The organism is Chryseobacterium sp. PCH239, from assembly GCF_018924625.1.
In the GTDB taxonomy this organism is placed as follows: domain Bacteria; phylum Bacteroidota; class Bacteroidia; order Flavobacteriales; family Weeksellaceae; genus Chryseobacterium; species Chryseobacterium cucumeris.
In genome coordinates, this window is sequence record NZ_CP073027.1 from 3,930,799 (window position 1) to 3,956,555 (window position 25,757).

Annotated in this window: 27 protein-coding genes, 2 pseudogenes and 1 riboswitch; of the genes and pseudogenes, 7 read left to right on the plus strand and 22 right to left on the minus strand. The window is 35.9% G+C overall.

Annotation, left to right across the window (positions count from 1 at the left end; all coding sequences use genetic code 11):
- Window positions 1–55: 55 nt before the first annotated feature.
- The 7 genes and pseudogenes from amyA to lpxK form a co-directional block, all read right to left on the minus strand.
- Window positions 56–1,123 carry an alpha-amylase gene (gene amyA, locus KBP46_RS18155; protein ID WP_367397901.1) on the minus strand — a complete coding sequence of 356 codons (1,068 nt, stop codon included), beginning with the start codon at window positions 1,121–1,123 and terminating at the stop codon, window positions 56–58.
- Window positions 1,042–1,527, minus strand: coding sequence for an alpha-amylase family glycosyl hydrolase (locus KBP46_RS23870; RefSeq protein WP_253297079.1), 486 nt, complete (start codon window positions 1,525–1,527; stop codon window positions 1,042–1,044). The genes amyA and KBP46_RS23870 overlap by 82 nt, the downstream gene beginning before the upstream one ends.
- 44 nt (window positions 1,528–1,571) lie before the next feature.
- Window positions 1,572–2,669, minus strand: a complete 1,098-nt coding sequence (dinB, locus tag KBP46_RS18160; RefSeq protein ID WP_062675841.1) for a DNA polymerase IV — start codon at window positions 2,667–2,669, stop codon at window positions 1,572–1,574.
- A gap of 202 nt (window positions 2,670–2,871) precedes the next feature.
- Window positions 2,872–3,327, minus strand: a complete 456-nt coding sequence (locus KBP46_RS18165; RefSeq protein WP_062675842.1) for a GNAT family N-acetyltransferase — start codon at window positions 3,325–3,327, stop codon at window positions 2,872–2,874.
- Between the two features lie 88 nt (window positions 3,328–3,415).
- The gene (locus tag KBP46_RS18170) at window positions 3,416–3,931 is read right to left on the minus strand and encodes a thioredoxin family protein (RefSeq protein ID WP_062675843.1); all 516 of its coding nucleotides are present in this window, start codon (window positions 3,929–3,931) and stop codon (window positions 3,416–3,418) included.
- A gap of 216 nt (window positions 3,932–4,147) precedes the next feature.
- Window positions 4,148–4,962, minus strand: a pseudogene (locus KBP46_RS18175) (purine-nucleoside phosphorylase).
- Entirely contained in the window at window positions 4,946–5,971 is a 1,026-nt protein-coding gene (gene lpxK, locus KBP46_RS18180; RefSeq protein WP_062675845.1) for a tetraacyldisaccharide 4'-kinase, read from the minus strand. The pseudogene KBP46_RS18175 and the gene lpxK overlap by 17 nt, the downstream one beginning before the upstream one ends.
- A gap of 87 nt (window positions 5,972–6,058) precedes the next feature.
- Here lpxK and truA point away from each other — a divergent pair, with 87 nt between their 5' ends.
- From truA to KBP46_RS18205, 5 genes are all read left to right on the plus strand, one after another.
- Window positions 6,059–6,811 (plus strand): tRNA pseudouridine(38-40) synthase TruA, encoded by a 753-nt coding sequence (truA, locus tag KBP46_RS18185; RefSeq protein ID WP_253297080.1) that lies wholly within the window; start codon window positions 6,059–6,061, stop codon window positions 6,809–6,811.
- Window positions 6,812–6,840: 29 nt separating this feature from the next.
- Window positions 6,841–7,182 (plus strand): hypothetical protein, encoded by a 342-nt coding sequence (locus KBP46_RS18190; protein ID WP_216443833.1) that lies wholly within the window; start codon window positions 6,841–6,843, stop codon window positions 7,180–7,182.
- Between the two features lie 69 nt (window positions 7,183–7,251).
- Window positions 7,252–7,839: a Crp/Fnr family transcriptional regulator gene (locus KBP46_RS18195; protein WP_110008193.1), complete on the plus strand. Its 588-nt coding sequence runs from the start codon at window positions 7,252–7,254 to the stop codon at window positions 7,837–7,839.
- An 86-nt stretch (window positions 7,840–7,925) separates the two neighbouring features.
- Complete coding sequence (locus KBP46_RS18200) at window positions 7,926–8,696, plus strand: carboxylesterase (protein WP_202841419.1); 771 nt, start codon at window positions 7,926–7,928, stop codon at window positions 8,694–8,696.
- A 131-nt stretch (window positions 8,697–8,827) separates the two neighbouring features.
- Entirely contained in the window at window positions 8,828–10,585 is a 1,758-nt protein-coding gene (locus KBP46_RS18205) for an ABC transporter ATP-binding protein (RefSeq protein WP_062675848.1), read from the plus strand.
- A 93-nt stretch (window positions 10,586–10,678) separates the two neighbouring features.
- Here KBP46_RS18205 and KBP46_RS18210 read toward each other — a convergent pair whose 3' ends face one another.
- The 5 genes from KBP46_RS18210 to KBP46_RS18230 form a co-directional block, all read right to left on the minus strand.
- Window positions 10,679–11,293, minus strand: a complete 615-nt coding sequence (locus KBP46_RS18210) for a class I SAM-dependent methyltransferase (protein WP_062675849.1) — start codon at window positions 11,291–11,293, stop codon at window positions 10,679–10,681.
- Window positions 11,290–11,883 (minus strand): hypothetical protein, encoded by a 594-nt coding sequence (locus KBP46_RS18215; protein ID WP_062675850.1) that lies wholly within the window; start codon window positions 11,881–11,883, stop codon window positions 11,290–11,292. Before KBP46_RS18215 ends, KBP46_RS18210 begins: the two co-directional genes overlap by 4 nt.
- Window positions 11,873–12,343 (minus strand): RNA polymerase sigma factor, encoded by a 471-nt coding sequence (locus tag KBP46_RS18220; protein ID WP_123279098.1) that lies wholly within the window; start codon window positions 12,341–12,343, stop codon window positions 11,873–11,875. The genes KBP46_RS18215 and KBP46_RS18220 overlap by 11 nt, the downstream gene beginning before the upstream one ends.
- On the minus strand, window positions 12,343–13,185 hold the full coding sequence (locus KBP46_RS18225) for an alpha/beta fold hydrolase (protein ID WP_367397902.1): 843 nt from the start codon (window positions 13,183–13,185) through the stop codon (window positions 12,343–12,345). Before KBP46_RS18225 ends, KBP46_RS18220 begins: the two co-directional genes overlap by 1 nt.
- 224 nt (window positions 13,186–13,409) lie before the next feature.
- On the minus strand, window positions 13,410–14,084 hold the full coding sequence (locus KBP46_RS18230) for a DUF4919 domain-containing protein (RefSeq protein WP_216443834.1): 675 nt from the start codon (window positions 14,082–14,084) through the stop codon (window positions 13,410–13,412).
- 218 nt (window positions 14,085–14,302) lie between these two features.
- On the opposite strand from KBP46_RS18230, the gene KBP46_RS18235 reads away from it, so the two are divergent.
- Window positions 14,303–14,518 carry a hypothetical protein gene (locus tag KBP46_RS18235; RefSeq protein WP_034696179.1) on the plus strand — a complete coding sequence of 72 codons (216 nt, stop codon included), beginning with the start codon at window positions 14,303–14,305 and terminating at the stop codon, window positions 14,516–14,518.
- A gap of 59 nt (window positions 14,519–14,577) precedes the next feature.
- On the opposite strand, the gene KBP46_RS18240 is transcribed toward KBP46_RS18235, so the two are convergent.
- The gene (locus tag KBP46_RS18240) at window positions 14,578–15,870 is read right to left on the minus strand and encodes an MFS transporter (RefSeq protein ID WP_216443835.1); all 1,293 of its coding nucleotides are present in this window, start codon (window positions 15,868–15,870) and stop codon (window positions 14,578–14,580) included.
- A 112-nt stretch (window positions 15,871–15,982) separates the two neighbouring features.
- Window positions 15,983–16,735, minus strand: a complete 753-nt coding sequence (locus KBP46_RS18245) for a DUF3575 domain-containing protein (RefSeq protein ID WP_216443836.1) — start codon at window positions 16,733–16,735, stop codon at window positions 15,983–15,985.
- A 170-nt stretch (window positions 16,736–16,905) separates the two neighbouring features.
- Here KBP46_RS18245 and KBP46_RS18250 point away from each other — a divergent pair, with 170 nt between their 5' ends.
- Window positions 16,906–18,990 (plus strand): TonB-dependent receptor, encoded by a 2,085-nt coding sequence (locus tag KBP46_RS18250; RefSeq protein ID WP_216443837.1) that lies wholly within the window; start codon window positions 16,906–16,908, stop codon window positions 18,988–18,990.
- Between the two features lie 116 nt (window positions 18,991–19,106).
- Here KBP46_RS18250 and KBP46_RS18255 read toward each other — a convergent pair whose 3' ends face one another.
- The 8 genes and pseudogenes from KBP46_RS18255 to KBP46_RS18290 form a co-directional block, all read right to left on the minus strand.
- The gene (locus KBP46_RS18255) at window positions 19,107–20,105 is read right to left on the minus strand and encodes a T9SS type A sorting domain-containing protein (protein ID WP_062675855.1); all 999 of its coding nucleotides are present in this window, start codon (window positions 20,103–20,105) and stop codon (window positions 19,107–19,109) included.
- A 134-nt stretch (window positions 20,106–20,239) separates the two neighbouring features.
- On the minus strand, window positions 20,240–20,887 hold the full coding sequence (gene ribB / locus KBP46_RS18260; protein WP_216443838.1) for a 3,4-dihydroxy-2-butanone-4-phosphate synthase: 648 nt from the start codon (window positions 20,885–20,887) through the stop codon (window positions 20,240–20,242).
- Between the two features lie 92 nt (window positions 20,888–20,979).
- Window positions 20,980–21,105, minus strand: a riboswitch (FMN riboswitch).
- 147 nt (window positions 21,106–21,252) lie between these two features.
- Window positions 21,253–21,605: pseudogene (locus tag KBP46_RS18265) on the minus strand (DUF2200 domain-containing protein).
- Window positions 21,606–21,614: 9 nt separating this feature from the next.
- Window positions 21,615–22,391: an alpha/beta fold hydrolase gene (locus tag KBP46_RS18270; protein ID WP_216443839.1), complete on the minus strand. Its 777-nt coding sequence runs from the start codon at window positions 22,389–22,391 to the stop codon at window positions 21,615–21,617.
- Window positions 22,392–22,521: 130 nt separating this feature from the next.
- On the minus strand, window positions 22,522–23,352 hold the full coding sequence (locus KBP46_RS18275; RefSeq protein ID WP_148045386.1) for a hypothetical protein: 831 nt from the start codon (window positions 23,350–23,352) through the stop codon (window positions 22,522–22,524).
- 623 nt (window positions 23,353–23,975) lie between these two features.
- Window positions 23,976–24,749 carry a hypothetical protein gene (locus KBP46_RS18280; RefSeq protein ID WP_123279106.1) on the minus strand — a complete coding sequence of 258 codons (774 nt, stop codon included), beginning with the start codon at window positions 24,747–24,749 and terminating at the stop codon, window positions 23,976–23,978.
- A gap of 57 nt (window positions 24,750–24,806) precedes the next feature.
- Window positions 24,807–25,310 carry a DinB family protein gene (locus tag KBP46_RS18285; protein WP_062675861.1) on the minus strand — a complete coding sequence of 168 codons (504 nt, stop codon included), beginning with the start codon at window positions 25,308–25,310 and terminating at the stop codon, window positions 24,807–24,809.
- 36 nt (window positions 25,311–25,346) lie between these two features.
- Window positions 25,347–25,730, minus strand: coding sequence for a 5-carboxymethyl-2-hydroxymuconate Delta-isomerase (locus tag KBP46_RS18290; protein ID WP_216443840.1), 384 nt, complete (start codon window positions 25,728–25,730; stop codon window positions 25,347–25,349).
- Window positions 25,731–25,757: the final 27 nt, after the last annotated feature.

A 25,757-nucleotide genomic window follows, 5' to 3' on the forward strand; every position in this document is an offset into this window, starting at 1 on the left:
TTAAAGACCCCTGTCAACGTTCCAAGCCTTGACAGGGGTTTCTGATAAATTAATCTTATTCAGGAATCCAGACACTCACATTTCCTGCCGGAGCAGGAAAATCTCCCCAGCCGTTTTCATCAATCATTACTTTCTCTTTGAATCGTTTCAAAATATCTTTAAATTTTTTCCCAGCGTAAAGCGTTCCCACTTCCATAGGCTTATTGTAAGCATCCTTATTACTTAAAACTACGACACATCCGGTATGTTCATCATCTCCTGTACGTACCCAGCCAAGACAGTTGGCATCTTCAAAATAATCATGCTGCTCACCGTAAGCATGATCCTTCCTCGCTTTTAATAGCTCTTCAATACCATCTACTTTTGGCATAAATATTTCCTGATCATTACCTTCTCTGTCTTTGTCCACATAATGAGCACCATAAAGATCGGGGTAAAATACACAGGGATAACCGTCTTTTCTCAATAAAATAAGGGCATAGGCAATTGGCTTGAACCAAGGTTCTACGGGAGCTTCAAGATCCTGTAATGGCTGAGTGTCATGATTGGCTACTAAACTTACAGAATGCATAGGATCTGCCTGAGTAAGAGTTTCATCGAAAATTCTTCGGAGATCATAAGAATCACCTTCTCTGGAAGCTGTATGAAAGTTATTTTGCAAAGAACTGTCGAAAAGACTCATGCAGCCTTCCGTGACCTCAATATACTTTTGAAGAAGATGAAGATATCCCGGAGCCCAGTATTCTCCTACAGCAAAAATATCTTTTCCGGAATTGGAACGGAGCAGTGTGAGCCATTCTTTATAAAAATCAAAAGAAATATGTTTTAAAGCATCAAGCCTTACCCCATCAAAATCGGTCTGATCAAAATACCATTTTGCCCAGGTATTAAGCTCTTCCCGTACAAAAGGATTCCGGTGCTCAATGTCATTATACATCAGGTAGTCGTAATTCCCTTTTTCATCATCAATCATTTCCTCCCAGTCGTTTCCGTATTCTGACTGTATTTTGAAGATATGGGAATCCATCCCTTCAGCATAATCTACACCACTGAAACAGGTGAAATTCCACTCAAAATCTGAATATTTTTTCCTCTTCCCGGAAAGGTAAATTTCGTGTAAGATTCTATTTCGATCACTTCGGAAATCACCTTTTCCCTGTTTTCCTCATCTACTTTGACAACCTTGAATTTCTCCAGCTCATCACCTCCGGCTTTATGTCCCAGAACAATATCTACAATGATCTGTATATTTTGCTTCTTTAAGGCTTTAATGGCTTTTGTGTAATCTTTTTTAGTACCATATTTGGTAGGAAGAGTTCCCTTTTGATCAAATTCTCCGAGATCATACAGGTCGTAGGCATCATAACCGATGGAATAGCCGCCATTTGTCCCTTTGTAGGCAGGAGGAAACCATACAGAAGTAATTCCAAGTTTTGCTAAATATCCGGCCTGTTTTTCGGCTTCTTTCCACAATTTTCCGTCTCCTTCAGAATACCAGTGGAAAAACTGGATCATGGTTGGGTTCATAAATTTGCTGATTTGTTTGATACAAGGTAGCAAAAAAATATGATTTAATCATTTTCAAATTCCTCAAACGGAATTTTTAGTTGAACCGAAACCTGCTTTTTTTCTTCTGTATTCAGGTGAGAGAGAGATAATCCGAGCAAACGAACAGCTTTATCAAAAGGACGAAGTTCCCAAAGTTTTTTTCCGGTGTTATAATACTGTTCCGGTGATGAAAAATAATCTTCCTTTGTGATACTTCTTGTGAAAAGAGAGAAATCTTTGTATTTTATTTTTAACGTTAAAGTTCTACCCAGAATATTATTTTTCTGTAGCCTTTGATGAATTTCTTCTGCAAGACTTTCCAGTTTTTCATTGATCTGTTGTTCATCCAGTAGATCTTCAAAAAAAGTTCTTTCTACAGCCACACTTTTCTGAATCCGATGAGGTTTTACTTCAGAAGTATGAATTCCGCGAACCACATTATAATAGTGCTGGCCGGATTTTCCAAAAAGTCTTATCAGATCTTCAAGTGATCTCTTTTTTAAATCTTTTCCTTTGTAAATTCCTAAACTAAACATTTTGTTAGCCGTAACCTTTCCAACGCCGTAAAATTTTTCTACAGGCAGCTCTTCCAGAAAATGCTCCATTTTATCAGGATGAATGGTTTTCTGGCCGTTCGGTTTATTAATGTCGGAAGCTACTTTAGCTAAAAACTTATTGACGGAAATTCCTGCAGAAGCTGTTAATCCGGTCTGTTCAAAAATTTTCTGACGGATTTCTTTGGCGATCAGATTCGCAGATTCCATACCTTTTTTATTTTCGGTGACATCCAGATAAGCTTCATCCAGAGACAGAGGTTCTACCAGATCAGTATATTCATAGAAAATTTCCCGGATTTTTTTGGAGATCTCTTTGTATCGGGCAAATCGGGGAGGAACAAAAATAAGCTGCGGACATTTTTCTTTGGCTGTTTTGCTGGGCATTGCAGAACGAACACCAAATTTTCTGGCTTCATAGCTTGCGGCTGCCACTACACCACGGTGTTGTCCTCCTACGGCGATGGGCTTGCCTTTCAGTGTGGGATTATCATGTTGCTCCACAGAAGCATAGAATGCATCCATATCCACATGAATAATTTTACGAAGAGGCAAAGAAAAATCCATATACAAAGATATGGATTCCTTTATTGACGGTAAATTTTTTGTAGAAGGTAAGTTTTTTATAAAAGTTTGTAGCAGGAGGCCGGAGGTTAATAAGTATGATATGGAAATTGATGACCTGTTTATTGAAAATTAATTTAAAAAAATAACAGATTATTCAACGTACTAAGATTACTTCCATTTCCCATCTTCTTTCTTCCGCCTTTTAAGCCTTCAGTCTCATGGTAAGAAGATGAGGTTCAAAACCTGCCTTTTCATACGCTTTTATGGCAGATTCATTTTGTGCATACACATCAAGTCTTACCTCATTGATTCCCTGTGATTTTGACCAGGAAATGAGTTCATCAGTAATGACTTTATTGATTCCTTTTCCCCTGTGTTGGGGCTTTACATACATAAAACCGAGATAGGCATATTCTTTAAACTGATAATAATCTTTTGCCGCTTTCTTAATCAGAGCATATCCTGATGCAATGATTTCATTATTTTCTTCGGCAACAATTACGGTTGCTTCGGGAGATTGTATCAGATGTTTTAAATCGTAATAATGAATCTCTCCTTCAATCAATGTACTGTTGAACGGTCTTTCGGCAGTAACAACTCCCTGTTCAAATTCTAAAAGGATTGCTAAATCCTGTTCTGTGGCTTCTCTTGTAATCATGGTGCTATGGGTATAAAATTTGAAACCCACTGAAAGTTTTTGGTTTTCAATGAGTTTTTTATGTTTTTTCGGATTAGATAAATAATAATTATTTTAAAAGCTTGTCTATGGTTTGTTGAAGTTCAGGGTCTTCAGGAGATATTGCATAATATTTTGCAATGGAAGATTTCTGATCAATCACCATATATCTCGGGATCCAGTTTAGATCTACATAATTATTGAAATCGTTCTTCCAGCCTGTAGAAAACCAATAGTTTTCTTTGTCTTTCATATCAAATCTTTCCAGACTTTTTTCAAACCCTTCTTTTGAACGGTCCAATGACAGAAATACAAAATCAATATTCTTATTATTTTCTTCTAATTCTTTGGCTTTTGGAAGTGCATTTAAGCAATCTCTACACCATCCTGCCCAAAAATCAATCACTAAAACTTTTCCTTTATGCTGAGCCAAAATCTGTTTGATGGTAATGGTTTTTCCATTTTCATCTTCCAGTTTCTGCTGTAAAGCTTCTTTTGAAAATCCCGTTTTAAGGACGGCAGGCACTTTTTGTGAATAGCTTATTCCAAAAATACCTATCATAAAAATTAGTATCAACTTTCTCATCTCGTACAATTTCATTTGTACAAATCTAAACAATGAATTGCAATCTGAGATTGATTTCTCCTGGAATTAGGAAAAATTTATAATATTGATGGATTCTATGGGATGGGAGAGTGGGAGTATGAAAACCACCCCGTCAAAAATTCTTTAAATTTTTGCCAACCCTGCGTGGGAGGGGAATGTTACGCCTTCAGTTGTAATATTTCTGATTGAAGTTTTTTACTGATAGTTTTTAATCAAGCCTTTCACAACGGCAATTACGTTGGGCATTGCTTTGTTGGCTGCATTCAGAACCTCTTCGTGAGAAACGGCAAAAGCTACATCCGGCCCGCCAAGATCCGTGATCACAGAGATACAGAAAACATCCATTTCCATATGTCTAGCAACAATAACTTCGGGAACGGTACTCATTCCTACCATATCACCGCCGATGGCTTTAATCATTCCATATTCGGCAGGAGTTTCAAAAGTTGGTCCTTGTAGCGCTACATAAACTCCCTGATGAATTTTAATCTGGTGGTCAGCAGCAGCCTTTTCCGCTGTGGCAATCATTTTTTGTTGTAAGGTTCGCTCATATCTACAAAACGAGGTCCGAGCTCATCTATATTTTTCCCACGTAAAGGATGCTCAGGCATCATGTTGATATGATCTTTCAGAATAACGATGTCTGCAACATTGTAAGCTGGGTTTACACCACCACAGGCATTGGAAAGAATAAGGTTTTGAATTCCCAGCAAATGAAAAACTCTTATGGGGAATGTCACCGTTTCCATAGAATGTCCCTCATAATAATGGAAACGTCCGCTCATCATCAGTACTTTTTTCCCTTCCAGAATTCCGTAAATCAGTTTTCCGGTATGTCCGGCCACTGTAGTCTGTGGAAAATGAGGAATGTCTTTGTACTCTAAAACATGGATCGGTTCTATTTCATTTTGTAATTTACCAAGTCCGGATCCTAAAACAACTGCAAAATCAGGGGTTTGCTGAATAATATTTTTAATAAAATCTGCAGTTTCTTTAATTTTTTCTAACATAATCTAAGATGATTTGATTGAATTCTTCTTTCTTATCAATCAATACATTGATAGGCCAGTAGTAAACAATTTCTCTAAGATAGTCAAAAGTTTTCAGACGTACATAGTCTTTCTCTGTGGTTAATATCAGTTTATATTCCCCTAATTTTTTATACTCGGCAAGGATTTTTTTAATATCATCATCCGTGAAATTGTGATGATCTCTGAATTTTAAATGCTTTACTCTTTTTGAGAATTTTGCCAGATGTTCCAGAAGCGGTTTTGGATTCGCAATTCCGGTGATCAGTAAAATATCATAATAATTCAGGTTATTATCCGGAAGCATTTTATCTTTTCCGTAGACATTTTCGTCATAACCGATGGATGAAAAGAATACTTTCTGTCCGTAAGAAGGTCGTATTCTTGATATATAATACCTTTTTGTTTCCTCCGTCAGTTCATCAGGGCATTTGCTGACCATAATGATGTCGGCCCTTTTATATCCGGCTCTTGATTCTCTAAGATCTCCGGCAGGAAGAAGATAATCCTTGAAAAAAGGATCACTGAAATCGGTCATCAGAATATTGAATCCGGCTTTGATGGCTCTGTGCTGCATGGCATCATCCAATACAAGAACTTCAAGATCCATATCGTCAATTACTTTTTTGGCTCCGGGAACACGTTCTTCGGAAACGGCAATGACAAAACGGTTTTTAAAACGTTCAAAAAGCTGCATTGCTTCATCACCCACCATTTTGTAGTTGCTTTCGTAATTTGTTACTTCATAACCTTTGGTAAGCCTTCCGTAACCACGTGAAAGTACTCCTGTTCTGTAATGTTTGGATAAGAATTGAGCAAGATACATCACCATGGGTGACTTCCCGCTTCCGCCCACAGAAAGGTTTCCGACATTGATTATCGGTGTCTTGAATTTTGTCGACTTAAAAACTCCCAGATCATACATTGTGTTCCGGATACCCGTTACCAAATGATAACCGAGGGAAAAAGGATAAAGGTACCATCTTTTCATACGATTGCAAAAATAGGAATTTTCATAAGCATTGATGTAATATTCTCGAAGACTTTTCGACAAATATTTCGTTAAATTAAAGTATTTTTGTGGAGTTATTACAATACATTGAGATACTTTATTGAATTTTCTTACAACGGAAAGAATTATTTCGGCTACCAGATACAGCCGGATGCCATTTCTGTGCAAGAAGAACTGGAAAAAGCGCTGTCTACCATTTTGCGCGAAGAGATAAAAACTACAGGAGCAGGAAGAACCGATACAGGCGTTCATGCTAAAAAAATATTTGCCCATTTTGATACGGAAAAAGAATTGGATGATCAGCTTGTAAGAAGACTGAACAGTTTTCTTCCTCCTGATATTTCCATTAAAAAAATTTTTCCGGTAAAAGATGATTTTCATGCCCGTTTTGATGCCACGTACAGAACCTACGAATATTTTATCTCATTGGAAAAAAATCCCTTCACTCAGGAATCTGCATGGCAGCACTGGAAAAGAGGTCTGGATGTGGATGCGATGAATGAGGCCTGTAAGATTCTTTTTGAATATGAAGATTTCACCAGTTTTGCCAAGTTAAAAACAGACAACAAGACCAATATCTGTAAAATTTATAAAGCAGAGTGGGAACAGAACGGAACGGAATTGAAATTTACCGTTTCTGCCAATCGTTTTCTGAGGAATATGGTTCGCGCAATTGTCGGAACGATGGTAGAAATAGGAACAGGAAAACTGAAACCGGAAGATCTTCGTAAAGTAATTGAAGACAAAAACCGCAATGCTGCAGGTACCTCAGCGCCGGGACACGGGCTGTATCTGGTAGATGTAGGGTATGAATTTTAAATAAAAAAACTAAAAACAAAATAATAATCATGTTATCAATTTTTATTCTTATCGGTGCCTATCGATATTATGGCCAGCTGGCAGAAAGATTTGGAAAAACAAAATGGCAATACGGTGTTTTAGCTATTGGAATTTATCTGGGAACCCAGATTGTATTAGGTATGGGTTACGGTGTGTATTTGGGAATAACAGATCCTGAGTCCGTAGATAATGTAAATTATACAGGCTTTTCCGGAGTGAATATTGTAGGTTGGCTCATCTCTATTGTTGCCGTTTGGGGAGTTTATAAATTCCTTGAAAATAAATTTATAAAAGAAAGACCGGCAAAGACCATCGAAATTGAAGAGATAGGGAAGACTATTGATCAGTAAGATTTCTTTTTTTAGTATCGGAAATTAAGATTATTTTTAAATACTGTAAGAAATACTAAAAAAATAGCCATGACTGAAATTGATAAATTAGCCTTCGCATTATATCATTTTGCTGGACTTTCAGAAGAAGATTTCAGACTGTCTGAAAATTTTTGGTTTCCAAAAGAATATAAAAAAGGAGAATTTTATAATCTTCAGGGAAACGTCTGTTCTTATTTAGGATTTATTGTCGATGGAGTTTTTCGTTCTTATGTCATCAATGGAGATACGGGTGAAGAAAAGAATGTTTTTCTTTATTCGGCCAATGGTTTTGTAGTTTCTTTTAAAAGTTTTCTCAATCAGATCCCATGTGATTATTTTACACAGGCCCTTACGAATGCTTCTATTATTTTTATCCGGCATGCAGATCTTATTTCTCTTTACCAGCAGTCGCATCAATGGGAAAAATTTGGGAGACTTCTGGCACAGGCAGCATTTAACGTTACCATGACAAGGGTAGAAGGATTTTTATTAAAGTCTCCGGAAGAACGTTATCTGGATCTGATGAAAGAGCATCCGGATATTTTCAGTAATGTTCCGCTGTATCATATTTCTTCTTATCTAGGGATTCAGGGACCTTCTCTGAGCAGGATAAGAAAAAGAATTTCAGGCAAATAGTGCGATTTTAACCTGGGTTAAAGTTTTCGTCATTTTATCTGCAGAAATTTGTTTCATCAATTTAACAAAACAAAAAAGTGAAAATTATGAAAACAAAAACGATCGTATTCATTCATGGGTTATTTGTGAATAATACAAGCTGGAAAGAATGGAAAACTTATTTTGAAGCGCAGGGATATACTGTACATACACCCTCAAATCCGGGACATGGAGGGGATCCCGTATACTTAAAAAATAATATTCCCGGAGAATTAAGACATGTCGGTTTTGACGATACCGTGGACAATCTTGTGAAACTGATTGACAGTCTTCCCGAAAAGCCTATTGTTATCGGACATTCTTTTGGAGGACTTATGGTTCAGAAGCTGATTGACATGGGAAAAGCAGCAGCTGGTATAAGTATTGACGGTGCTCCTCCGAAAAATATCATGGCTCCTTTTTCTACCATTAAAATTGTTTGGCCTGTAGTGAATTTCTTCAAAGGAAACAGTCCATATATGGGAACAAAAGAATGGTATCACAAAGCTTTTTTCAATAATTATTCAAAGGAAGAAAGTGACAGGCTTTACGAGACAGTAGCAGTTCCTGAAAGTAGAAAATTGGCAAAAGATCCTTTGTTTAAAGCTTCTGCAAAATTAGATTTAAAGAAACCCCATCAACCGCTGCTGTTCATTGCAGGCTCTAATGATCATATTTTCCCGGCAGCATTTTCAAAGAAAATAGCAGGGGCTTACAAAGATCCGGGAAGCATTGTAGATTTTAAAGAGTTTGCAGGGAGAAGTCATTTCATCTGTGGAGAGAAAAATTGGGAAGAAGTAGCAGAATATGTTTTAGGCTGGATACAAAAGAATACTTAATCTATTCATATTGTAAATGGTAAGTATCTGATATTTTCTATGACGATTTGCAAAAGTTGTAAAGGCAGTCCGATTATAATGTCTTATTTTTGCATAGAATTTTATTTTAATTCTTTCTTTCGATTCGTACAATGAAAAAACAAGATACCTGGGGAATTATAAAAAGGCTGTTCTTTATCGGAATGAAATTTCGTTCTTGGTTCATCCTTACCCTTATCATTTCCATATTCCTTTCCATCGTTTCTACTTACAGACCTTATCTTACCATGCAGGTGGTGGATAATGATATTACAAAGCTGCACGATAAAGCTTTGATGATGAAACACATCTACTTCCTTGTGGGATTGGTGTTTGCTGAAACTGTATTAAACTTTTTCCTGGTTTATTTTTCAAATTTTATCTCGCAAAATGTGATCAGGGATATCAGAGAGCGTTTATATGCTAAACTGATTTATTTCAAAACTTCATTTTTTGACAAAACACCTATCGGGCAGTTGGTGACGCGTGCCGTAGGTGATGTGGAAACCATTGCAACAGTATATACAGACGGTTTCCTGATGGTATTCGGAGATATTCTGAGAATTCTGTTTGTATTGGTGATGATGTTCAGCACCAATGTTCACCTGAGTTATATTACGTTAGCTATTTTACCTTTAATGGTGGTAATTACAAGATTCTTTCAGAAAAGACTGAAAAAAGCTTTCGGCGATGAAAGAAACTGGACGGCCAATCAAAACTCATTTGTTCAGGAAAGACTGGCAGGGATGTCGATCATTCAGGTCTTCAACAGACAGGAATCTGAGTTCAAAAAGTTCGATGATATTAATATTACGCTGAAGGGAGCATTGCTGAGAACTGTGTTTATTTTCTCACTGTTCTTTCCTGTAGTAGAACTTATTTCTTCACTATTCATCGGTTTTATCCTTTTCTACGGAGGCTATATTACGATCAGTGCCGGTGTGGTGATTGCCTTTATCCAGTATATTTCAATGCTGATCCGTCCTTTGAGACAGATTGCAGACCGTTTTAATAATATCCAGCGAGGAATTGTAGGAGCAGAAAGAGTATTGGGATTAATGGATGAGGAAAACTCAATGCCTAATAACGGAACGGTGAAGAAAGATCATTTTGCCGGAAAAATTGAATTCCAGAAAGTACACTTTGCATATGATGAAAAGCAGGAAGTGCTGAAAGGAATTGATTTCAAAGTAAACCCGGGAGAAACTGTAGCGATTGTAGGAGCAACAGGTGCCGGAAAATCTACTATTATCAGTTTGATTACAAGATTATATGATATCAACTCCGGAAATATTCTGATTGATGATGTGGATTTAAAAGATTATGAGCTTTATAATCTCAGAAGTCATATCGGAGTAGTATTGCAGGATGTATTCCTCTTCCACGGAAGTATTTTTGAAAACCTTGCTTTTGGGGACGACAGTATTACCTTGGAGAAAATAAAAGCAGGAGCCAGAGAAATTGAAGTTGATGATTTCATTCAGCAGCTTCCTGGCGGATATGATTATGTAGTGAGCGAGAGAGGTTCGTCTATTTCTTTAGGACAGAGACAACTCTTGTCTTTTCTGAGAGCCTATTTATCAGATCCGAAAATTTTAATTCTGGATGAAGCTACGTCTTCCATTGATCATGAAAGTGAAAAGCTTATTCAGAGAGCAACGGAAAAAATTACCAAAAACAGAACTTCCATTATTATTGCCCACAGACTTTCTACCATTGAAAAAGCTGATAAGATTATTGTAATGGAACATGGTAAAATCGTAGAAGAAGGGAAGCATCTTGAACTTCTGGATAAGAACGGATATTATGCGACGCTTTACAAAGCTCAGCTTCGCCATGAAGTGGAAATGCAAGAAGAAAAAGAGTCATAATCAGAGAGAAACCATTCCTTTGAAATGAGATAAACAAAAAAGAGAGCCAGAAATGACTCTCTTTTTTTTATTTAATTAACTATATACAATTCATTACTGCTTTTTAAAACTGCAGAATACAAAATTTTGAACAGTGTCAAAAGGAGTGGTGTGATCTTCAGTAATACAGTTTACTTTTTTAAAACTTTTTTCAAATTTTTCGGATAATGATTCTTCATCATACTGCTGAATATCCAATCCACTGCATTTCGTAGGACCGTTTTTCGAAAAAGTTCCGAGGATCATAAAGTTATTCACATTCTTTTCTGCAATATCGATGTATTTTGAGACCTGCTCCGAAGTTGTCAGGAAGTGAAAAGCAGCTCTGTCATGCCAGATGTCATAGGTTTCTGTAGGTTCGAAGGCCGTAATATCTGTGACAATCCATTTTACTTTACCGGCTGCATCTCCCAGTCTTTTCTTTGCTTTTTCCAGAGATTTGGCAGAGATATCAAGCACTGTAATATTTTCGTATCCTTCTTCAAGAAGAAAATCAACAAGGTTACTGTCTCCACCACCAATATCAATAATGCTGGCATCTTTTCCCAATCCTGAAGAAAGAATAAAGTCAAGCGAGGTCTGCGGTTTTTTCTGGGTCCAGCTTACCTGATCAGGATTTTTGGTTTCATATACATTTTCCCAGTGGTTTTTGTTGTCAGAAGAAATCATGATTCTTTTAATTGATTATTGATCTCTTCAAATTTATTAATTAATTCGTTAAGTTTTCTCTGCTGTTTCTTTATGGTTCGTGGCCTCAGGTAAAACCAGTTGAAAGCGATCCATGCACATGTTATAACATAGGTTAGAATACCAAAACCAAAGGACATCCTCGATGTGTATTCATACATATACAAACAAATTCCTAGAAAGAGCATCATAAAATACAGATTGAGTATCGTAGTCTCTATCCATTTCTGTTTGCTTTTTACCACATATAAACTTTGAAGATATTCACTGTTCGTTTGGGTCTGATCAATCTTATAAAATATCATAAACATTTTGTTATAGGCCAGAAGAAAGATGACCATAGCCAGAATAACAAGTACAATTCCAATTTTTGTAGTGATCATTTGAGGCTGGTAAATGTACCAGATAAAAGCAATTAATATGGAGGTAGTGACTAAAGCTACATTGGCGAGAATCAATTTGCGAAGGTTCTGGTTTCTGAATTTTTTCAGTTTTCCGAGAAGTTCTTCCAGATTGGGTTTGTTTGAAGTTTGCTGCTTCCATATATTTTTGAAATCGATATTAGTATCCATTGTCTTTAAACTTTTGCGTTAGTTTTTCTTTTATCCTGTGAATCTTTACTCTGATATTAGACTCTGAAAGTCCTACTATATGGGCTATTTCAGCCTGCCTTATCTCTTCCAGTTCCAATGAAATAATAATTCTGTCTGTTTCAGGCAACTCTGAAATAAACTGATAGAGCATTTGAATCTGAGGTTCCATAGATTCCTGTTTTTTTTCTTCCAGGTTGATGGGTAAATCTGTTTTGGCAAATTTCTTTTCCTTTTCAATCTGCCGGAGACAGTTGTTAGAAGCTATTCTGAAAATCCATGTCCCTATGCTGGATTCATTCCTGAATTTCGGGAGCTGCTGCCAGACTATAATAAATGTCTCCTGGGCAAGATCCTGAGCGAGTTCAGTATCATTCACATATCCCATACATAACCGGAATATCCTTTGCCAGTAGAGTTCGTATATCTCTTCGAAAACCATTATTTCGCAGATAAAAAGTTGTTAAGCTGGCTAAAATACCAATCCTTATCATCGTACATAATGAAATGTAATCCTTTTGAAGCATACTGCATATTGGCATTCTTTAAATTTTTGTATTGCCCTTCAATAGTGGGTTTAAGGTTAACAAAAAAGGATTCCAGAAGAATAAGAGAAGGACATTGGATGGTTTTTATTTTTTCTCTGAGATCGGTATTGTAAAAATCGCAGTACATTTTAGCAAATGTTTTTCGGTCAGATTTCATGCTCCAATTGATCACGGTTTCCTGCATCGAAGTATCTGCTAAGAGACGTGGCATAGCCTGAGTCTGCATTTTTCGGAACTGTTCATCATTCATAGCTGTTAACTGAGTTATAGTAGCCGAGCAGTCATTTTTTTCTTTAGAAGTAAAATTAGGATCAGATAAGGCCGCCAGGCAGGGTAATGTGTCTACAATAATAATTTTACCTACAAGTTCGGGATAGTCGGCTGCTATAGCTAAGGCAAGACCGCCTCCCATACTGTGTCCGATGAGAATAGGTTTGTCTATTTTATTATTTTTGATGTAAGCAGCTATTTCTTTTTCCCAGTCTTTAAAGCTGGCATCTGCCTGTGGTTTTGTTCCGGCAAATCCAGCCATCGTTAAAGTATAACAGGTGAAATCTTTTTCAAACTTTGCAGTGGTTTCATTCCAAACATCTCCCGAAGATGCAAATCCCGGAATGAATAGTAAAGATTGATTTCCTTTTCCGGTTTTCTTTACTTCAAAAGGATAAGTTGTTTGTTGACCGAATATATTGCATACTGCTAAAAAAATAACATGATAATCAAAAGGAATGTGAATTTTTTCATGATTTCTAAAGTTTTAAAGTTTATTTGTCTTTTAGAGACGAACCTTAAAAAAATGTTACACAAGATTTAAATTTTTTTTGAAAAAAATATTTCTCCTCCTTCCAACCCCTTTTGTTTAGGGTAAAATCATATGAAATTTATTTTTATAAAAATTGATATCGGTTATTTTTGAATAGTAAAACGTGATGAAATAATGAATACAATATCAGGAAATTATTAATCTAATATCCTTCCATAGAATCTGCTGATGTCAAAATAAAATCCAGGAACTTTGTATTTGCCCTTTTCAAATTCCTGATAGTCACATTTTCCTTTCAGACTTTGTGATTTTGTTTCCATTTGAAATCTGTTTAAAAGGGCATACTCATCTGTTACGGTAATTACATGAAAGCCTGTTTCACAGGTTAATCCATCACCCGAGGTAAGAATGGCATTTAATAATCCGTGGAAATTTCCTGCAATTTTTTCAGCAGTGGCGTCATCATTGTTTAAATGATACAAATAGGCGAGATAATTCATGGCCCTAAGATCCAGCGGATTTTCATCTAGCGCGCCCAAAAATAACTGGATTCCCTTCGAAAGATCTTTTTGTGAAATACCTTCTCCACGATAATATTTGGCAACTTCTTCAGACTTCTTTCCCGTTTTATAAGGCTGATACTCTTTTTGGAAGGTATATCCGAAGTAAAGATGACGATATTGATTGCTGGTAAGAAGGGTATCGTTCTGTTTTAACCTCTTTAAAAGTTTTGGATAATAAAATTCTGAATTTTTATCCTCAATATTTTTTTGAATTTCCACATAATCCGGTGCTTTAAATTCCATTTTCTGACCATGCAGGAAAGTAAGCAGTAGTAAAAAGAATAAAGAGAAAAATGCTTTATTATTCATGGTTTGTATAGGGTTGTTACAATTTTTTTTGAAGTTAAAAATACGAAATATGCATCAATCGAATAATATCGACTTACTATTTGTAAAAAAAATAATAAAATATTATCAAAGTGTTACTTTGTGTCAATAAATTTACTAACTTTATTCGGAATTTGAGAGGTTACCCCTAACATTTGAAGGGGTGAATGGAATTTTTAACTAAAAAACTATAAATATTAATGAGCAGTAGTATCCAAGATGAATTTAAAGTCTTCAAAGACGAATTAAGAAAGTTGAATATCGAAGTACAGAAAGTTGTAAAAGTAGGAAACGGTAGTATGGATTTCCACGAGGTTTTCTACAAATCACCGAGGTATGAAGAGGTAAAAAGTATCTACGTCCAGCGTCACAATCTGGATAGTATGATTGAAAAATTTAAACAGGCCTATCATTAAAAAATAGAACGAGCGCCACAGATTTTCTGTGGCGCTCGATTTTTATAGTATTTCTGATATTAGTCTTTATCCAGTGTAGAAGTTTTCTTGGTGTCTTTCATTCCAACATAAACAATCAGAGAAAAAAGAATACAACCGGTAATATACCAGTAAAAATATTCTTCAGATCCAATCTTTTTAAACCAAAGTGCAATATATTCTGCAGTTCCTCCAAATACAGCTACGGTAATGGCATAAGGTAAACCTACACCCAGTGCTCTGATTTCGGAAGGAAACAGTTCAGCTTTTACGACGGCATTAATGGATGTATAGCCGCTGACAATAATTAATGCTGCCATAATCAGGAAAAATGCAGTCCAAATGGACGTCGTTGCACTCAATGCTGTAAGAAGCGGAACGGTGCATAAGGTTCCCAGAACACCAAAACCTAAAAGAAGCGGCCTTCTTCCGATCTTGTCTGATAATCCACCAAATACAGGCTGAAGGCAGGCGAAAATAAATAACGAAATGAAAGAAACTAAAGTAGACTCTTCCTTGGTAAGATGTACCGTATTCACCAGAAATTTCTGCATATAAGTTGTATAGGTGTAAAATGCCAGCGTTCCTCCTAAAGTCAGCCCCACAACGGTAAGCAGAGCTTTTGGATGTTTCATAAGTTCTTTTACGGTTCCTTTTTTCTTTTCGCTGACTGTCTTTTTATTTTCAAAAGCTTCTGTTTCGTGAAGATTCGCCCGAAGATATAATGCAATAATAGAAAGGAGTGCCCCAATTACAAAAGGAATTCTCCAGCCCCATTCTTCCAGCTGAGCTTCTGTGAGTAATAGTTTTTGTAAAATAAGCTGAATTCCTAATGCTATAAGCTGTCCGCCAATCAAAGTGACATATTGAAAACTTGAATAAAATCCTCTTCTGTCCTGAGTCGCCATTTCGCTGAGGTAAGTTGCGGAAACTCCGTATTCACCACCCACACTTAATCCCTGAAGTAATCTTGCCAGTAAAAGCAATATAGGAGCAAGAATACCTATAGATTGATAAGTAGGAGTAAGGGCAATCAGTAAAGATCCGAAAGACATCAACAAAACAGAAAGTGTCATAGCTTTTTTTCTTCCGATTTTATCTGCAATACTTCCGAACAGCCATCCGCCGATAGGACGCATCAGAAAACCTACGGCAAATATTCCTGCGGTATTCATCAGTTGTGCATTCAAATCAGAATCAGGGAAAAAAGAATGGGAGAAATAAATGGCAAAGGCTGCATATGCATACCAGTCATACCATTCAACAAGATTTCCGATAGATCCACCTATAATGGCTTTGATTCTTTGACCTGTGGTAATAGCTGTTGAGTCCATACAATGTTGTTTTCCTGAAAAGTTTTTTAATAATGGGATCCAAGATACAAATTTCAGGAAAAAGCAAACCGCTCTGGAAAAGAGCGGTTTCATAGTGTATAAAAGTGAGTCTTTAAAATCTATATCCAATCGAAAGCCCGCTTCTGAAGCCTACCCAAGGTCCGTCTACTTTTATTCTGGCGCCATTGGCATTGGTTTCTACCGTATATTTTACAAAAGGAATATCCAGATTTTCAATTTCTTTTTTAAGCTGTGCCTGCATATCCGGGGTTAATACATAATCTGAGGTCATGGTAAAATCTCCTTTTCCGCTTCCGTAGTGGGCGCCTGCGATCCAGAAATCCAATACAAGATTCTTGCTTCTGGTCAGAAAGAACTGTACACCAACCATTAAACCTCCACTATTTCCTTTGGTATCTCCATGTCCTTTAAGTGGGATTGGATAAGTCACTCCATTTGGACTATTATAATCATAATAAAAATCAAAAGTATTGGACGTCACACTTGAATACCGGTAATAAGGAGCAAAATAAAAACCTTTTCCATAACCTTGTCCAATATAAAACCTTGGCTCTATGGTAAAATTAGTCGCTTTTACTCTTAGATTCTGGAATCTTTTTTCATCTTCATCTTTCAGAAAAGCATTGATAAAAGGTACTTTACCTTCTGTCATCGTTCCAAAGCCAATGTTCACAGAAAACCATTGGTTGATAGCTCTTTCATAAGACAGATTGATATTTCTGAATGCATAAGCCGTGACATTGGTCTTGATGATATTCATCTTTTCTGCCTGGCTGTTCTGAATTTCCTGAGCTCTCAGAAAAGAAAACAGGAAGCATGGAATTAATAGGACTGCTTTTTTCATGACTCTATATTTTGTGATGTAAGAAATACCAGCAAAAAACGGGCTGAATTTAACATAATAATTAAAGTTTTTTAAAGAAAACAGATTGATGATTTTTTAATCGGTTTGCCATTACAAATGTAACAAACATTGAGAATTGATTGTTTTAATTGTATAATTCATCTTCAGATATGAAAAAAACTATATATACCATCTTCTTTCTTTGCGGCGTCTTTGTGTTTTCACAGGAGAAGAAAAATGATACAGTTGATGCAGTGGTCATTAAAGAGATTCAGGAAGTTATTCTGAAATCACAACGTAAAAAACAGTTTGCAGATAAAGCTGTTTATACCTTTGATAAAGAAGCACTGGAAAAAGCACGATACGCAAAAGACTTGCTCCGTAGCCTTCCGGAATTACAACTGGATCCGGTAGCTAATACCATTACCAGTACGAAAGGGGGAACTACACTATTTCTTATCAACGGGATTGAAGCTACTGATATGCAGATCCGAAGTATTGCACCCAGTGAGGTTGTAAAGGTAGAGTATTATGATATTCCACCTGCAAGATGGGCAACAAGAGCAGATACGGTAGTGAATATTCTGACAAGATCTACAGAAACAGGGTATGTGTTCGGAGCTGATGTTTCCACAGCCTTGAATACAGGATTTGTGAATGGTTCTGCCTATGCAGATTATACAAAAGGAAAGAATAATTTCGGACTGGAATATTCCCTGAATTTTAGAGATTATAATGAGAGAAGGGTCAATAGTATCTATGATTATCAGCTGAACGGGAAGCATTACCGGTCTGATGAAAATAGAAAAGATCATTTCGGATATACTTTTCAGAATATTGCGTTACGCTATACCAGGCTTGTTCCTGATGATTACGCTTTTCAGGCTAAACTGAATATGGATATTTTCAGCAGATTTTCAAAAGGAGTTGGGCAGAGTGTTTTTACTGAGGATAATCTGAATGAAGAGCACAATATGTTCAAAAATAATGGTTCAGATTATGTAATCCCTAAGCTGGATCTTTATTATTCAAAAAAGATTGGGGAAAAAGATGAGTTGAGTATTAATGTTGTAGGCTCTCATTATACTACCAATACTACAGAAACGGCCAAAGAATGGATTGTAGGTTCAGGATTATCGGTATATGATAATGATATGGTATTGAAAGCCAAGCAGACGAGTCTGGTAGGAGAACTGGCACATGCTCATGATTTTACAGCGGGAAAGCTTTCATCGGGATACCGAATTTCGAGATCTTCTATTTCCAATGATCTGAATAACCTTGCCGGATATTCCCAATACAGTGTCAGTTATCTGGAACAGTATTTTTACACCGAATTTGCTGGGAAAGCAGACAGATTAAGTTATCGTATTGGAGCTGGCCTTACCAATATTCACAACAAAAGTGCAGAAAATACTTTTGATGAATGGACTTTTACTCCAAAGGTTATTTTAGCTTATCAGATTAAAAATAATCAGAACGTTCGTTTTACAGCAAGTTATAATCCTGTAAGTCCCTGGAGTAACGCTTTAAGTAGTAATGTGGTGCAATTGGCTCCTAATATTGTTCAACGGGGAAATCCCTTTTTAAAATCCCAACAAATCTTTTCTAATAATCTGACCTATTCTTTTAATAATAAGTATTTTGATTTTAATGCAGGTTTATTTTACCGATATACCAACAGGGTAATCAACCAGTATTACGTTCAGGATGAGGCATTGAATGGATATGCACTGACTTATGAAAATGGAAAAAACGGACAGCGATATGGAGTACAGCTTACCGGTTCTTATAAACCTTTTGGGAGCAGTTTATTGGTCATAAAAGCAGTGATCACACCTACTTCTGAAACTGTAAGAACAAGTAAAGGTGCTTTGATAAAAAATAATTATTTAGGAAATTATTTCTCGCTTTCTTCAGAATACAAATCTTTTTCCGTTCAGTATCAGTTCAATATCCCGGTATATAGTCTCAATGGCGCATTCCTTAATACGAATGAAAATCAGAATAATATTTTTGTAAGCTATAAACATAAAAACTGGACATTTTCCACAGGAATGTACTGGATAGGAATGCCTTCAGAATACAAAACGAAAAGTTTGCCGGAAAGTCTGGTAGACTATAAAATTCATACACAGATTATGAACAATAAATCGATGTTTGTATTAGGGCTGAGTTATGATTTCTCAAAAGGAAAAAAGACAGAAATTCAACGAAAGCTTAATAACGAAACTGCTCCCGCAGCTACTTTTTAAGAGTTGGTTTTAGGTGGAAAGAGGGAAGCAGGAGGATGGGAGTATATATCCAACCTCCATCCTCCTGCTTCCTTACAAAACAAATCCCCGCTCATTGGAGCGGGGATTTGTTTGTATTATTTCTTGATGAATTTTGTATTCTTTGTTTCTGCGGCATTTTTTCCACTGATCTCAATGAAATAAGATGCTGGAGGAAGATCTGAGATCTGTATGTTTCCAGATTTTACATCTGAAGTTTTAACCAATTTGCCGTCCAGACTGTAAATGTTTGCTTTAGAATAATTATCCGTATTTCCTTTGAAACCGATAAAATCCTGAGCAGGGTTTGGATACACCACTAAGTTTTCTTTTTTCACTGCATTGTTCACGGCCAGGAATGTTTCACTTAATGCAAATGTAGTTTTTACATTCTGGTTGATGCTTAATAGTGGAATGCTGATGTTTCCACTTGTAGAATTAAGCAGTGCATATCTGTGAGAAGCATCGTAATAAGAATAGGCTGTATTGACTATTGCTCCGATAGGGTTAGAATAAGTAACATCCAGTGATGAATATAGATTAAGATTCTGTGTGAATTTTACTCTAAGAACATTGCTGTATGTTTGATTACCTATAATTAAAGTTCCGTATGCATCAGCAATGGCAGTCATTGTACCGCTAAACAGTCCACTCGCAGAAGATGAGGAGAAAGTACCTTTGGCAGTATCGTTTTGAGCCGGTCCGTAAGTTGTTGGGTAATTAATATGAGTACCGTTGTCCACACTAAAGTTTAAAGTTGCCTGTGGATTTACCATTCCTGTGATTTCCAGTTTAGCTGAAGAGGCTTTATAGTAAACTGTTGTTGCGCCATCTACCATTTTAAGAGTAGAACCCGGGAAAGTTGCTATTTCAGTGGCAGTAGGAGTTGAATAGGTTGTTTGTGATGCTGCTCCCATCGTAAGACCTCCATTTGAAAATGTTGTGTTTGGTCCTGTTGCAGAGTTGTCTACGGTGCCAGCTGTGTTATTATAATTGACAACGTTTCCTGAAATAGGGTCATTGGCTGTTTTTGTAAGTGTGATCTGCGCAGAAAACATCGCAGATGCTCCTAATAAAAGGAATAAAGATTTTTTCATAGTCAAAATTTTTTGTTAAAAGTAAATAAAAAATAGTATTCAATTATCAAATTAATGAGTTTTTAGTTAAATTTTTAACAAAAACGCCTGTTGATCGGATCAACAGGCGGTCTGTGCGTTAAAAAAGTTTATGTTTAATTGCTTATTGCCATTTTACGGTAAGCGTAAATATCTTCGATAGTCACTACACTCATCCCTTTTTTGATGGCAAAATCAACAATCTCCGGAAGTCTTGCCATAGAACCGTCTTCATTCGTCAGTTCACAAAGTACAGCATCGTCACCCAGGTTGGCCATTTTTACAAGGTCTACGCTGCCTTCAGTATGGCCGCGTCTTTCAAATACTCCACCTTCTCTTGCAATCAGTGGGAAAACATGTCCGGGGCTTGCAATATGCTCTGCCTGTGCACCTGATGCTACAGCTGTTCTGATTGTTGTTACACGATCTTTTGCAGAAACACCTGATTCCACACCTTCTCTGGCTTCAATAGAAATGGTGAATGCAGTTTGATTTTTTGAATTGTTGTTTTCCACCATCGGACGAAGGTTGAGGTGTCGGCTTTTTTCCTCAGAAATACACAAGCATACAATACCGCTGCATTCGCGGATCAGCAGTGCCATGTCCTGTTCTGTAATAGTGGAAGCGGGAAAGATGATATCGCCTTCGTTTTCGCGATTTTCGTCATCTACTAAAAGAATACCTTTTCCCTTTTGTAATGTCTGAAGTGCTTTTTCTACACGTTCTCTGGAGGTAGCTCCGAATTTTTCTAATAATTTTTCCATGTTATTTTACTTTTAAAAGTTAAAATACTCTTCGGTACATGGAAATGAAATACAACACAACAAGAGTCCATAAGGAATCTTATTGGTCATCTCATTTTCTTCTCCCATCCAGACTTTAACTGTCGGTTCCGGAATTTCACCAGATCAGTCCTTTCATAAGAAAGGAGTCGCGGACTGTAACCGCCGGTAGGGAATTTCACCCTGCCCCGAAGAAAACTTATACTAAGTTTTGCTGTATGTTCTAATTTAAATTTTTATTTCATTGAATAGTATTTAACGCACAGACCACTAATTTCGGGAAGTTTTTTGAAATGGGGAAGTGTTTCAGTTATATTTATAAAATGATTCTTTTTGAATTGATATCTTTAGGTTGTTCTTAGTATTTTTTCCATCTTCTTCCCTTTCGCTAATTCATCGATCAGCTTATCCAGATAACGGATATTTCGCATTAGTTCGTTCTCTATTTCTTCCACACGATATCCACAAATGACACCTTTTATCAAAGCTACATTGGGGTTGATCTGTGGAGCCTGCTCAAAGAAAGTTTTAAAATCAGTTTTATGATCTAATATTTCTTGCAGCTTATTTTCATTATATCCGGTCAGCCAGAATATGATTTCATGTACCTCTTCTTTGGTACGTCCTTTTTTTCGGCTTTTTGAATGTAATGGGGATAAACACTGGAGAATGCTGTTGCAAAGATTCTGGTATTCTGCATCTTTAAATATTATATTAGTTTTTGGATAACTCCATCAAGAATAGTATTGAATTCATCAGGTTTTTCCAGCATAGGATAATGTCCAACACCTTCAATGGTAACATAATCATAGTCTTTTAAATATTTGCGGTTAGCTTCAATATCAGTAGGAGAAGCATCAGAATTGATGGCTATAACGGGCACTTGAACCTGTTTTGCGAAAGCCTTGAAGTCTGTTTTATATAAAGGCCGGAGCGCATTGATTGCCAATTCAGGTTCGTTATGAAGAAATTCATGCTGTACCCTTTCTTTTACAGTACGAGGTGTTCCTTCAGCAAATAAAAATTGAGGCAAAATGTTTTCTACAGTGTATTTGAAATCCTTTCTGTATTGGGAAAGTACCTCTTCAGTTTGTTCCTGGGTAAAGGATTCGTCCAGGTTTTTCAATGTATCGATCAGAATTATAGCTTTTACTTTTGATATTTTTAATGAAGCTTCCAGAACATAAGCTCCGGACATCGAATGTCCTACAAGAATTATTTCCTGTGTGTTAACAGCATCAGCGACCGCTTTAATATCATCAGCATATCTTTCACTTGTCCATTCCTGCCTTGAAGCATCTGATTTTCCATGCCCCGCAAGATCCAATTGTACAATATGATATTGACTGCTGAAATATTTTTGCTGGCCTGCCCACCATTCTGTATTCCCGAGCCATCCGTGGATGAAAATTAACGTAGTACTTCCACTTCCGGATTCTTTATAGTGAATTTTCTGAGCGTCTGATGATATTGTGTATTTTTCCATATGAAATTGAGTGTATTGGTCTATTGTATTGTAAAGTCTAATGTACGAAAAGGCTTATAAAGACAATGTTTTTATCAGTCATAAACGACGAATAAGTAAACACTACCATGATGCAGTTTTACCTGATAGTTTATTTTTTCGATTTGATAGTAAAAATAACCACTCCATACGGATTTCCGGAAGTGTCGCTGACCTCACATTTGAAATAAAAAAGATTTTTTAAATATCGTTGGTGAAAGACTTCGGTCAGGAAAATGATTCCTGTTGGTAGTGCATTAGAGGCGTACCCTTCAAAACTTTCTATTTCGTATGACATTTCCTTACCAAGAAAATTAAATGTTTCATTTAAAATACATTGAGTTATAAACACGAATGGTACAATAGGGTGATTTTCAAAATGCCCTTTGCATTGATTAGGAGTAAAAGGTTCTGTTGAAATCGTAAAATGATGAGGCTTTTCTGTATTGATTATTTTACTCTCGGGAAGATTTTTGTCATGATATTCTACCGGAACTGTACTGAGCAGATCTTTATAAAAAAGTTCGAATGCTTCACGGGTGATAATATAGTAATCCAGCTCTGCAGAATAAAGCAGCTCTTTGGAATAGTTGTCTCTTATATGAATGTGAGATTTGCCTTTTCTATCAGATTCAAGAATGCTTTCGCTGGCGATAATTACTGATTTTGGTTCATCATATGATAATTTTCTGATCCTGATTTTTTCGCCAAGGAAATAAATTTTTTCTTTACTCTCATCATTAAGAGCTTTATACAGGCTGAGACTTCCTAATGAAAATAATAATTTGATCAGTTGGGCATAATTTTCATTCTCAAAATTCCATTCACTTATTTCTGTCTCGATCTTATGATTTCTGAAAATACAGTTTTCAGGAATTGAAATGTACGGTGCTGCTTCCCCAAGGTAAGGGATGATGTTTTCCATGATGTCTGTTGTTGTCATTTGAATGAGGGTATTGGGTTATTGTATTTTTCATTGTGGATAACTTTTTCATCATGATGTATAATACTATTTTCAGGTTTATACTTTTTTGTGTTTGTTGATTTTTAAGTGAGCATTCAGAAATGGTAGATTATATTTTCATTATATTAATGTTGTTTTTTGTAAATATGTTTTTAATTTACTGAATTTAATTTACTTATGTAAATTATTTCTTTCATTGGTGATTTGTTTATAATGCAATTTATAAAAAATATTCATAATAATTGATGAATAAATATTGGTTATTTAGAATTATTGAGATGGAATTAATGAAAAGTAAGACCTAAAAATTGTGGATAACTTATCCACAGAACTTATCCACATGGTTTTCTATTGTGGAAATCTCTAAAAAATAAATAAGTATTGTAAATTATAGAGATATAGATAGTTATAAGATTTTTTTACTAGCTGAAAAAACTTATCCATACTTTATCCACAAGGGTAAATTGGATTGTTAAAAGTTATCCACAACTATTTAAAGATGTGGATAACTGAATGATATTATTTTAAATTATTTAAAATCAATAATTTAATAGTTGTTCTGTGGATTCTCTGAAATACAGTATAAGACTTATCCACAAAATTTAAAATTCCAATGGATTAATGATTATAAATGATTTTTTATAGACTTGGTAAAAACATCCATTTTCAGTAGGCTGAGCATTTTTAAATTCAGAACTTATTTGACTGAGCTCCCCCGAATGTAGATTCCAGACAAGAAAACTAGTTTTGTCTTTATAGGTTGAATGAAATACAATATTGTCCGCTTTTGCAGATACAGATTGAGCACCTCTGCAAGCAGATGGAATTTCATAACTGACAAGATTGAAAGTGCCTACATCCAATTCCTGCAAAGAAAAATTTCCATAACCATTAAAAACTATTTTCCCATTTCCCAAATTGGCAACACAATAGCAATCGATAAGCTGGTCTTGTAAATTACTTGAATTAAAACCAAAAACCTGTTTCCCATTAAGATTGAATACAGCCAATGCATCACAGTCAGGTTTATCACCTTGTAAAACACCTTCATCAAAATACGAGACTATTATTTTTTTACCATTTATCTTAATATCGTTAATTGAAGTTCCAATATTAAATTTTACAAAAGGCTTCCCTGTATAATCAATGATTAAAGCATTTTCTATAGAGGTTGGACGATCAAGTACAATTAAAATTTTTTCTTCATCAATGATTCTAGCCATTAAGATATCAACTCCTGGCTCTAATGGTGTTTCTGCGCCAGAGATTATAACTCTGTTCCTGGAGGTGATAGCAATAAAATTTCCGATCTCATTAGTTGAAAGGTGTTTGATGTTCTCCTGAAATAAATCGAGTTCTATGGTTGTAGTGGTCATAATGACGGGGTCAAACTATACATTTTTATCTTTTTAAGTGACAGAAAAGATATAGCTTTATTGTTTGTCTTTATAAATATTCCAGAAATTAAAATCCGTCATAGGAGCATCAGTGATTCCTATATTTCTTCCCATTGTTACGATCTGTCCTCTGTGATACGTTCCGTGAAGAATAGCATGCTGGATATACTCGTATTTCGAAAAATCACACTGAAACCATTGGGATTCTATCTTTACATTTTTTGAAAGATCTTCTTCAGATAAACTTTCCACATAATCTACAAGTTTCTGCGAATTGTTTTTTATGGCATTGAAAACATCCTCTTTGCTGGTAGTTTCTGCTGTTTTTACAAAATCAAAATCATCTTTTTCTGAAATGTGGCTCCACCAATATTCCTGAGTTTGCCAGATGTGGTGTAGTGTTTTTAAAATAGTCGGAAAACTGGAAATAGTTTCCTGGTTAAGTTGTTCATCAGACTTTGTGGATAACCAGTCGATATATTTATTGACTACCCAATTGTTGTACTGTGCACTTTTGCTGACTAATGTTTTTAAGCTCATATTATTAATGTTTAGTTGTGTGTGTAAAGGTGAATGTTATAAACCAAAATGCCTGTCCTGGTCTGAATTTTCAGGATTAATGAGTGCTTTGTTGCTGTATGTCGCTGCTTCGAAATGATTGATATTGACAGAAAGAAAAGAAATGTCAGGCAGCAATTCTGAAAGCTGGTTACAGATCTGCTTCGAAAGATCTGCTTTTTGTTCTGTATTGCGCCCCTGCATGATATACCCAAACACATGTAGAAAATTTTTCTTACCTGTGCCTAATTTGTAATACTGATAGGGTTGAAGTCTTACTTTGATGTCATTTGGAGCAAACAGTCCTGTTCCGTCTGCCGCTTCATAAACTGCATCCATCAATTCATCGGGGGTTCTCTGCTGAAGAATATCCTGTGAACAATCTATTATAAAATGGGGCATAGATTCTATTTTGTGTTTGATTTTGTG

Coding starts and splice junctions, on each gene's coding strand:
- KBP46_RS18290 (WP_216443840.1), bottom strand. CDS start 25,730: ATGCCCCATTTTATAATAGATTGTTCACAGGATATTCTTCAGCAGAGA.
- KBP46_RS18275 (WP_148045386.1), bottom strand. CDS start 23,352: ATGACAACAACAGACATCATGGAAAACATCATCCCTTACCTTGGGGAA.
- KBP46_RS18205 (WP_062675848.1), top strand. CDS start 8,828: ATGAAAAAACAAGATACCTGGGGAATTATAAAAAGGCTGTTCTTTATC.
- KBP46_RS18170 (WP_062675843.1), bottom strand. CDS start 3,931: ATGAGAAAGTTGATACTAATTTTTATGATAGGTATTTTTGGAATAAGC.
- KBP46_RS18220 (WP_123279098.1), bottom strand. CDS start 12,343: ATGGTTTTCGAAGAGATATACGAACTCTACTGGCAAAGGATATTCCGG.
- KBP46_RS18210 (WP_062675849.1), bottom strand. CDS start 11,293: ATGATTTCTTCTGACAACAAAAACCACTGGGAAAATGTATATGAAACC.
- lpxK (WP_062675845.1), bottom strand. CDS start 5,971: ATGAAAAGATGGTACCTTTATCCTTTTTCCCTCGGTTATCATTTGGTA.
- KBP46_RS23870 (WP_253297079.1), bottom strand. CDS start 1,527: ATGAACCCAACCATGATCCAGTTTTTCCACTGGTATTCTGAAGGAGAC.
- KBP46_RS18190 (WP_216443833.1), top strand. CDS start 6,841: ATGTTATCAATTTTTATTCTTATCGGTGCCTATCGATATTATGGCCAG.
- KBP46_RS18165 (WP_062675842.1), bottom strand. CDS start 3,327: ATGATTACAAGAGAAGCCACAGAACAGGATTTAGCAATCCTTTTAGAA.
- KBP46_RS18245 (WP_216443836.1), bottom strand. CDS start 16,735: ATGAAAAAAGCAGTCCTATTAATTCCATGCTTCCTGTTTTCTTTTCTG.
- KBP46_RS18255 (WP_062675855.1), bottom strand. CDS start 20,105: ATGAAAAAATCTTTATTCCTTTTATTAGGAGCATCTGCGATGTTTTCT.
- KBP46_RS18195 (WP_110008193.1), top strand. CDS start 7,252: ATGACTGAAATTGATAAATTAGCCTTCGCATTATATCATTTTGCTGGA.
- KBP46_RS18280 (WP_123279106.1), bottom strand. CDS start 24,749: ATGACCACTACAACCATAGAACTCGATTTATTTCAGGAGAACATCAAA.
- KBP46_RS18235 (WP_034696179.1), top strand. CDS start 14,303: ATGAGCAGTAGTATCCAAGATGAATTTAAAGTCTTCAAAGACGAATTA.
- KBP46_RS18230 (WP_216443834.1), bottom strand. CDS start 14,084: ATGAATAATAAAGCATTTTTCTCTTTATTCTTTTTACTACTGCTTACT.
- KBP46_RS18285 (WP_062675861.1), bottom strand. CDS start 25,310: ATGAGCTTAAAAACATTAGTCAGCAAAAGTGCACAGTACAACAATTGG.
- dinB (WP_062675841.1), bottom strand. CDS start 2,669: ATGGATTTTTCTTTGCCTCTTCGTAAAATTATTCATGTGGATATGGAT.
- KBP46_RS18215 (WP_062675850.1), bottom strand. CDS start 11,883: ATGGATACTAATATCGATTTCAAAAATATATGGAAGCAGCAAACTTCA.
- KBP46_RS18270 (WP_216443839.1), bottom strand. CDS start 22,391: ATGGAAAAATACACAATATCATCAGACGCTCAGAAAATTCACTATAAA.
- ribB (WP_216443838.1), bottom strand. CDS start 20,887: ATGGAAAAATTATTAGAAAAATTCGGAGCTACCTCCAGAGAACGTGTA.
- KBP46_RS18250 (WP_216443837.1), top strand. CDS start 16,906: ATGAAAAAAACTATATATACCATCTTCTTTCTTTGCGGCGTCTTTGTG.
- KBP46_RS18200 (WP_202841419.1), top strand. CDS start 7,926: ATGAAAACAAAAACGATCGTATTCATTCATGGGTTATTTGTGAATAAT.
- KBP46_RS18240 (WP_216443835.1), bottom strand. CDS start 15,870: ATGGACTCAACAGCTATTACCACAGGTCAAAGAATCAAAGCCATTATA.